Genomic DNA, 8,627 nt, shown 5'->3' with positions numbered 1-8,627 from the left:
ACTGGTGGCAAAAATGGAACAGGACGGCGATGAGAGCGATCTCCCCGGCGTCGCTAATCGTGAAATTCTGTTTATGCAATTGCTGGTGCTGTTGCGCAAAAGTAGCCTGATGGAAGGGGCGGAAAATAACGATGCGCGCCTGAACCAGTTGATGGCCTGGCTGGAAGATCATTTTGCGGAGGAGGTCTGCTGGGATGCGTTGGCCGATCGCTTCTCGCTTTCCCTGCGCACGCTGCACCGCCAGTTGAAACAACAGACCGGGCTGACGCCGCAGCGCTATCTTAACCGTCTGCGCTTAATCAAAGCCCGCCATCTGTTGCGTCATAGCGATGAAAGCGTCACAGAAATCGCCTATCGCTGTGGTTTTGGCGACAGTAACCACTTTTCGACCCTGTTTCGCCGTGAATTTGACTGGTCGCCGCGCGACATTCGCCAGGGACGGGATGCGTTACTTCAGTAACGCGAATGCTATCAACGTTTTTCGCCGCCAGAATGTTAATAATCATCGATCTGTGATGCCGGAAATCTTATCCGGCCTGGGTGTTGACGTAATTTGCGGGTCGGATAAGGCGAAGCCATCATCCGGCAAGGAATATTCAGGTGGCGAATCAACTGATTCTTCTAAAAGATGACTTCTTTGCGAATGCCGGACAGGCCGTCGCTGTCGCCGATCGCTATCCGCAGGATGTGTTTGCCGAACATACGCATGATTTTTGTGAGCTGGTGATCGTCTGGCGCGGCAATGGTCTGCATGTGCTCAATGAGCGTCCCTATCGCATCACCCGTGGCGATCTGTTTTATATTCGCGCCGAAGACAAGCACTCTTACACCTCCGTTAACGATCTCGTGTTACAGAACATCATCTATTGTCCGGAGCGGCTAAAGCTGAATCTGGGCTGGGAGAGCGCGATCCCGGGTTTTAACGGCACACCGCGACAGCCGCACTGGCGACTGGGTAGTGTGGGTATGACGCAGGCGCGCCAGGTGATAAGCCAGCTTGAGCATGAAAGTAACCAGCACGATCCGATCGCCAACGACATGGCGGAGCTGCTCTTTGGCCAACTGGTGATGACGTTGAAGCGTCATCGCTATGCGACCGACACGCTGCCAGCGACCTCCAGCGAAACGCTGCTGGATAAACTGATTACCGCGCTGGCCGCCAGTCTGGAGCGTCCGTTTGCGCTGGATGTCTTCTGCGATCGGGAAGCGTGCAGTGAACGCGTGCTGCGCCAGCAGTTTCGTAGCCAGACCGGAATGACGATTAACCAGTATCAGCGCCAGGTTCGCGTCTGTCATGCGCAATATTTACTTCAGCACAGCCGTCTGATGATCGGTGAGATTTCGATGAAGTGTGGCTTTGAAGACAGTAATTACTTTTCTGTGGTGTTTACGCGGGAAACCGGGATGACGCCCAGTCAGTGGCGTCATCTCAGTAATTCAACGGATTAGCTTGCCATACCCAGACCGACAATGTTGGCGGCGATGATGATCACCACACATCCCAGACTCAGGACGCTGACAGGACGACGCCCGGCGTTGTTCCACTCTTTCAGTACCAGACCGACAATACCACCGCACAGCACGTAGAAACTCATGTGCAGCATCCAACTGATGTAGTCATATTGCGCCGGAATGCGCGCGTGGCCCCAGGCGTAGAAAAAGAACTGCAAATACCACATCAGGCCACCCAGTGCGGACAGCAGCACGTTGGTGATGATAAGCGATTTTGCCAGAGAGAAGTCGGCTTTTACCGACAGGCTCTTCACTTTTGCCAGACGAATAAAACAGAAACCCAGGTTGACCAACGCGCCGCCGCCCATGATCACTACATAGCTTGGCAGTGCGACATACAGCGGGTCTACACCCAGCGCCGCGGCGGCTTCATGCATCGGCTTCGCCGCGTTCATCGCAAACGACATGCCTGCGGAGAAAATGCCGCACATTACCGCCAGCAACAGCCCTTTTTTCAGGTTGAATTCTTCGGCTTTGATGCCCATTTTACGCTCTTTGAGCTGGCCCGCGCGGGTGACGATCCCGACGCCAATCAGCGCAACCAGCACCCCGAGCAGCGTCATACGCCCGCCTTCGGTGTTAACCAACACATCAAAATTGCCGTTGATGATAGGGGTCATCAGCGTACCGACAATCAGCGTAATGCCGATGGCAATGCCAATCCCCATCGACATGCCGAGGTAGCGCATGGTCAGACCGTAGTTGATATTGCCGATGCCCCACATGGCGCCGAACAGAAACACCGGCAGTAGAGTGGAAAGGCTGAATGAACTGTAGTAGGCCCAGAAGTCAGGCAGCAGCATGGCGCTGATGGTCCACGGGAGGATCAGCCACGAGACAATCCCACCGACCGACCACATGGTTTCCCATGACCACTGTTTCACTTGTTTGAACGGGGCATAGAAACAGGCTGCACTGGCCGCACCTATCAAATGCCAAAAAATACCCATCGTAATCGCGTTACTCATCACATCATCCTCATTGTTTTTATCGTCGTTTCTAGCCTTCCGACGTCATGAGTTTAAAAATTGCGCAGATGTATAACCTTTTGCCGATTGCCGCGATTTTCCCTTTCTGGCAAAGACCCGGTTAAGTGGGTGATATGGCTCACATAATCAGCAATAGACGTTAATGTAATAACCTTAGTAAAAGTACGGCATTGATAATCATTTTCAATATCATTTAATTAACTATAATGAACCAACTGCTTACGCGGCGTTAACACCCGGCCGCTCGACAATAATGGAGATGATTATGAGTTATACACTGCCATCCCTGCCGTACGCTTATGATGCGCTGGAACCGCACTTCGATAAGCAGACGATGGAAATCCACCATACCAAACACCACCAGACCTATGTAAACAACGCCAACGCGGCGCTGGAAAGTCTGCCTGAATTCGCTAACCTGTCTGCTGAAGAGCTGATCGCTAAACTGGATCAGGTACCGGCCGACAAGAAAACCGTTCTGCGTAATAATGCGGGCGGTCACGCTAACCACAGCCTGTTCTGGAAAGGCCTGAAAAAGGGCACTACCCTGCAGGGCGATCTGAAAGCGGCTATCGAACGTGATTTCGGCTCTGTTGATAACTTCAAAGCAGAATTCGAAAAAGCTGCCGCCACCCGTTTCGGTTCCGGCTGGGCCTGGCTGGTGCTGAAAGGCGACAAGTTGGCGGTCGTTTCAACCGCAAACCAGGATTCCCCGCTGATGGGTGAAGCGATTTCTGGTGCGTCTGGCTTCCCGATTGTGGGCCTGGACGTGTGGGAACACGCTTACTACCTGAAATTCCAGAACCGTCGTCCGGACTACATCAAAGAGTTCTGGAACGTGGTGAACTGGGACGAAGCGGCTGCGCGTTTCGCTGCAAAAAAATAAGTCTTATTTAACAAGACATCGCGTTTATATGACCCCGTCGGCGTGGCCGGTGGGGTTTTTTTGTGATCAAAATCGAATGAAAAACAGCGATCCACAAAAATTGAAACATTGTTTTATTGTGTGGTTGGGATCACTTTTATTATTGTGCTGAATGTCTATCGTTGACACATCTTTACATCGGAAGGTGATGGAAATGCAGATTAAACGCACGATAGAAAAAATTCCTGGTGGCATGATGCTCGTCCCTCTGTTCCTGGGCGCGTTGTGTCACACGTTCTCTCCTGACGCGGGGAAATATTTTGGCTCATTCACCAACGGGATGATCACTGGCACGGTGCCTATTCTGGCCGTGTGGTTCTTCTGCATGGGAGCCTCCATCAAGCTAAGCGCGACGGGTACCGTCCTGCGTAAGTCCGGGACGCTGGTGGTGACTAAAATTGCCGTGGCGTGGGTAGTGGCGGCGATTGCCTCGCGGATTATTCCTGAACATGGCGTGGAGGCAGGATTCTTTGCCGGGCTGTCGACACTGGCGCTGGTTGCGGCAATGGACATGACCAACGGCGGGCTGTACGCGTCCATTATGCAACAGTACGGCACCAAAGAAGAGGCCGGGGCATTTGTTCTGATGTCGCTAGAGTCCGGACCGCTGATGACGATGATCATCCTCGGTACGGCCGGGATTGCGTCGTTTGAACCGCATGTGTTTGTCGGCGCAGTGCTGCCTTTCCTGGTGGGCTTTACGCTGGGTAACCTTGACCCGGAACTGCGTGAATTCTTCAGTAAAGCCGTCCAGACGCTGATCCCTTTCTTCGCCTTTGCGCTGGGTAACACCATCGATCTGAGCGTGATAGCACAGACCGGTCTGTTGGGTATTCTGTTGGGTGTGGCGGTGATTATCGTCACCGGTATTCCGCTGATTATTGCCGATAAACTGATTGGCGGCGGCGACGGTACAGCAGGGATTGCGGCGTCCAGCTCAGCAGGAGCTGCAGTGGCGACGCCGGTACTGATTGCAGAAATGGTGCCCGCGTTTAAACCGATGGCACCGGCTGCAACTTCGCTGGTCGCCACCTCGGTGATTGTGACATCAATCCTGGTGCCGATTATCACCTCCATCTGGTCGAAGAAGGTCAAAGCAAAAGTGGCGGCAGTCGACATCCAGCATGCAGTGAAATAATACAATAATGCCGGATGGCGCTACGCTTATCCGGCTTGTTTTTGCGTCATAAAAAGGCCTGGTGAATCTCACCGGGCCTTGTCTATTAACGACCAAACACCTCATCAATCGTCCGGCAATCGTGTTCGTTCAACTCGCCGCCCGCATTGCGTGAAACCCCTGTGCAATAGCCAAACTTGCGCGATACCACCGTCTTGATGGTGGTGACGAAATCTTCGCCGATGGCATAAATCGACATGTATACGCCAATTTTCTGCTGAATATCGCGAAGGGCCGCCAGGTCACCGGCCATGAACGCCTCACGCGCGCTGACAAACAGCTCCGGCATCACATTGTTGAGCCCAGAGATAATCCCCGCGCCGCCAGCCAGCAGATTAGGAATGAAGTACTCGTCATAGCCTGAAAGGACGGCAAAGTCGTTACGCACGGCCTGCGTTGCCTCGATCATTCTGCGGGTATGCGACTGACAGTCAACGGTATCTTTGATCCCGGCAAAGTTCGGGAACTCGCTGGCAAGCTGGGCAACCAGATCCGGCGTTAAGTCGCTGCCAGTGCGCGGCGGGAAATTGTAGGCAAACCATTTCCCGCTGAGCTTTTGCCCCAACTGGCGGAAGTAGCTCAGCAGTTGCTTCGGCGTTTGACCGTAGTAATAGGGTGGCAGAACCATCACTGCATCGTAGCCTGTGCGATACGCTTCCTGTGCCATCCGCAAGACATCGTGGATGCAGGTGGAGGAGACGTTAGCCACCATCTTCAATGGGCTCATGGCGCGCGCCTCGCGAATCAACAGCAGGCGTTCGTCAAGGGTGAAGGAAGCGAACTCCCCGATACTGCCCATCAGCAAAATCACGTCGATTTTTGCGTCAGTGAGGCGTTGAAGGTGTTGGCTCAGACCGTTGAGATCGATATTACCATCCTGATCCATTGGCGTAATGGAGGGGCACCAGACGCCAGCAAACTGCGTTTGACCTGTCACGTTGTTGACTCCTTATTATGAAATGCCGTTTCAAAATCACTTCCATTGATAGCATGGATATTTGCGCGTCGTGTGAACCTTGCTCTCATTTTGCGCGGTTGAGGTAAAATAATTGTGGTTAAATAAGGCAAATTGATCAGGGAGAGGGCCAGATGCGATATCCAGTAGACGTGTTCAGCGGCAAGATTCAGGACTACGCGGGAAGCCGCCCCAGTGCAATTGGCAAAATTCAGGTCGATGGCGAACTGATGCTGACGGAACTGGGTCTGGAAGGTGATGAACAGGCAGAAACGAAAATCCACGGCGGGCCCGATCGTGCGCTGTGCCATTATCCGCGCGAACATTATCTGTACTGGGCGCGGGAGTTCCCCGATCAGGCGGATCAATTCGTGGCCCCGGCGTTTGGTGAGAACCTCTCTACCGATGGCCTGACGGAACACAATGTCTATATCGGCGATATTTTCCGTTGGGGCGAAGCGCTGATTCAGGTCACACAGCCGCGCTCACCGTGCTTTAAGCTTAATTTCCACTTTGGTATTAGCGATATGGCGAGCCTGATGCAGAACTGCGGCAAAACGGGTTGGCTGTGTAGTGTGATTGCGCCAGGCATGGTGTCAGCCGATGCGCCACTGGAGCTGGTTTCCCGCGTAAGCGACGTCAGCGTACAGGAGGCGATCGCCATAGCCTGGCATATGCCTTTTGATGATGAACAGTACCATCGTTTACTGTCAGCGGCGGGGCTGTCGAAGAGCTGGACGCGAACGATGCAAAAGCGCCGTTTAAGCGGCAAAATCGAAGATCAATCCCGGCGTTTGTGGGGCAAATAAGCGCTGCTATCCGGCAACGGAAAAAATGCCTGATGGCGCTACACTTATCCGGCCTACCGTTCGTGGAGATTTGTTGGCCGGATAAGGCGTTTACGCCACTATCCGGCATAATACCGTTACGAACGTTTATACAACGGCAACCAAATCACCAGCCGTAAACCGCCCAGCGGGCTGTCTTCGGCTTTCACCCAGCCGCGATGCTGCTGAATGGCGGTTTCTACAATTGCCAGACCCAGACCGGTGCCGCCGGATTCGCGATCGCGTGCTTCATCGGTGCGATAGAACGGGCGGAAAATCTGCTCACGGTCTTCTGGGCTGACGCCAGGACCATCATCATCCACCGTGATCGTAATTCCGTCTTTATCCACTGCGAAGCCGACTTCAATCTTCGTGTGTGAATAGCGCAGGGCATTACGGACGATGTTTTCCAGCGCACTTTCCAGCGCGTTCGGGTTTCCGTACAGCGGCCACGGTCCCGGCGGGAAATTCACCGTTAGCGATTTGCCCATCTGTTCGGCTTCAAAGGCGGCATTATCCAGCACCTCACCCCACAGATGATTGGCTTTCATCGTTTCGCTGACCAGCGCATTTTTCTGCTGATTGCGCGACATGACCAGCAGATCGTTGATCATGCTGTCCAGACGCTGCGCTTCCGTCTCAATACGCTCCAGTTCCTTACTTTCGCCGCTGCGACGACGCAACAGCGCGGTCCCCAGTTGCAAACGGGTGAGCGGGGTTCTCAGTTCGTGTGAGATATCAGACAACAGACGCTGTTGCGTGGTCATCATCCGCTCCAGCGCGGTCACCATCTGGTTAAAACTGGCGCCTGCGGCAAGAAATTCCTGCGGACCGGCTTCCAGTTCCGGATGCTGACGCAGGTTACCCTGAGCCACCTCATCCGCCGCGTTTTTCAACTTACGCGCCGGTTTTGCCAGGCTCCACGCCAGCCATAACAACAGCGGGGAACTGACTAACATCGTGACAATCAGCAACAACAGCGGGCGGTCAAACAACAGGTTGATAAAATCGGATTGGGAACTGCTGGCTGGTCGAATCAGGTAAAGCTGGTAGTTATCTTCCCCGTCTCTGACGGAGAAGGGCCCCACCATTTCAACGCGACCGTACTTTTTCTTCTGCGGATGATCGGCGTTATCCGCCTGACCAATAAAGTTACGAATGATCTGCATTTCGCTGCGTTCAGCGCCGATCACGCGTCCTTCTGTAGTCACAAGCAATAACCGCTGTCCTGGCGGCGCCCACTTGTCAATCGCACGGAACAGGCGACGCCACCACATCAAATCATTCGGTGGATCGTTCGCGAGTTCAGCTTCTACGTGTTGCTCAATCATTAACCCCTGGCGCTGTTCGCTGTCCAGTAGCTCGGTCATCTGGCGTGAGTCGAGCTTGGGTAACATCAGTACCAACATCAACACCAGTGCCAGCGTCAACCAGAAGATGGCAAAGATGCGCGCGGTTAAGCTCCCTATCATGAAGCGGAAACCATCAGATAGCCGCGACCACGCAGAGTTTTAAACCACGGATGCCCGTCTTTCCGCTCCGGCAGTTTGCGCCGCAGGTTGGAGATATGCATGTCGATGGCACGGTCGAAAGGCGTCAGGCGTTTACCCAGCACTTCCTGGCTCAAATGTTCACGCGATACCACCTGGCCGAGATGCTGCGCCAGCAGATAGAGCAGGGTGAATTCGGTACCAGTTAACTCCAGCGTCTGACCATCAAAGCTGGCTTCCTGGCGGCCCGGGTTAAGGCTAAGGGCATCCACTTCCAGCGTCGGCGAGCCGTTATCGCTGCTCTGCTGCTGTTCGCTCCAGTGCGAGCGGCGCAGGATCGCGCGGATACGGGCGACCAGTTCACGATCGTTAAATGGTTTCGGTAAATAGTCATCTGCACCCAGCTCAAGGCCGAGTACGCGATCCAGTTCGCTGCCGCGGGCGGTCAGCATAATTACGGGCGTCTGGTGTGTCTGGCGAAGCGCTTTCAACGTATCGATACCGTTTTTCTTCGGCATCATCACATCAAGCAAAAGTAAATCAATGCTGTCGTCCAGAAGCTCAAGCGCCTGCTCCCCGTCGTGGGCAACCAGCACATTGAAACCTTCCATTTCGAGCAGCTCCTTTAACAGGGAAGTCAGCTCTCGGTCATCATCAACTAACAGGATTTTATTCATTGTTTAAGTACCTCCGAGGCAGAAATTACGTCATCAGGCGTCGCTAATCCATGACTTTACGTTGTTTTACACCCC

General features: G+C 53.7%; 9 protein-coding genes. 5 read left to right on the top strand and 4 right to left on the bottom strand.

What is annotated here, in order from left to right; translation table 11 throughout:
- Positions 1-460 (top strand): helix-turn-helix domain-containing protein (locus AB7E14_RS16045; protein WP_428169664.1); only part of this gene is annotated, 460 nt, incomplete at its 5' end.
- A 140-nt stretch (positions 461-600) separates the two neighbouring features.
- Complete coding sequence (gene rhaR, locus AB7E14_RS16040) at positions 601-1,449, top strand: HTH-type transcriptional activator RhaR (protein ID WP_316962768.1); 849 nt, start codon at positions 601-603, stop codon at positions 1,447-1,449.
- On the opposite strand, the gene rhaT is transcribed toward rhaR, so the two are convergent.
- A complete protein-coding gene (gene rhaT / locus AB7E14_RS16035) occupies positions 1,446-2,480 on the bottom strand; it encodes an L-rhamnose/proton symporter RhaT (protein WP_316962767.1) in 1,035 nt (344 codons plus the stop codon). The genes rhaR and rhaT overlap by 4 nt on opposite strands.
- 286 nt (positions 2,481-2,766) lie before the next feature.
- Here rhaT and sodA point away from each other — a divergent pair, with 286 nt between their 5' ends.
- Together sodA and kdgT are read left to right on the top strand one after the other, a co-directional pair.
- Positions 2,767-3,387: a superoxide dismutase [Mn] gene (gene sodA, locus AB7E14_RS16030; RefSeq protein ID WP_044257452.1), complete on the top strand. Its 621-nt coding sequence runs from the start codon at positions 2,767-2,769 to the stop codon at positions 3,385-3,387.
- Between the two features lie 193 nt (positions 3,388-3,580).
- Entirely contained in the window at positions 3,581-4,564 is a 984-nt protein-coding gene (kdgT, locus tag AB7E14_RS16025; protein WP_044328279.1) for a 2-keto-3-deoxygluconate transporter, read from the top strand.
- Positions 4,565-4,649: 85 nt separating this feature from the next.
- On the opposite strand, the gene AB7E14_RS16020 is transcribed toward kdgT, so the two are convergent.
- The gene (locus AB7E14_RS16020; RefSeq protein WP_216082034.1) at positions 4,650-5,540 is read right to left on the bottom strand and encodes a dihydrodipicolinate synthase family protein; all 891 of its coding nucleotides are present in this window, start codon (positions 5,538-5,540) and stop codon (positions 4,650-4,652) included.
- 152 nt (positions 5,541-5,692) lie between these two features.
- Here AB7E14_RS16020 and yiiM point away from each other — a divergent pair, with 152 nt between their 5' ends.
- On the top strand, positions 5,693-6,367 hold the full coding sequence (yiiM, locus tag AB7E14_RS16015) for a 6-hydroxyaminopurine reductase (RefSeq protein WP_042998904.1): 675 nt from the start codon (positions 5,693-5,695) through the stop codon (positions 6,365-6,367).
- A 116-nt stretch (positions 6,368-6,483) separates the two neighbouring features.
- Here yiiM and cpxA read toward each other — a convergent pair whose 3' ends face one another.
- Together cpxA and cpxR are read right to left on the bottom strand one after the other, a co-directional pair.
- Positions 6,484-7,857 carry an envelope stress sensor histidine kinase CpxA gene (cpxA, locus tag AB7E14_RS16010; protein ID WP_044328277.1) on the bottom strand — a complete coding sequence of 458 codons (1,374 nt, stop codon included), beginning with the start codon at positions 7,855-7,857 and terminating at the stop codon, positions 6,484-6,486.
- On the bottom strand, positions 7,854-8,552 hold the full coding sequence (gene cpxR, locus AB7E14_RS16005; protein ID WP_001033731.1) for an envelope stress response regulator transcription factor CpxR: 699 nt from the start codon (positions 8,550-8,552) through the stop codon (positions 7,854-7,856). The genes cpxA and cpxR overlap by 4 nt, the downstream gene beginning before the upstream one ends.
- Positions 8,553-8,627: the final 75 nt, after the last annotated feature.

It is taken from the genome of Citrobacter sp., assembly GCF_050252275.1.
GTDB lineage: Bacteria > Pseudomonadota > Gammaproteobacteria > Enterobacterales > Enterobacteriaceae > Citrobacter_A > Citrobacter_A amalonaticus.
The sequence above is the reverse complement of the archived record's forward strand: the minus strand, read 5'-3'. Positions and strand labels throughout refer to the sequence as shown.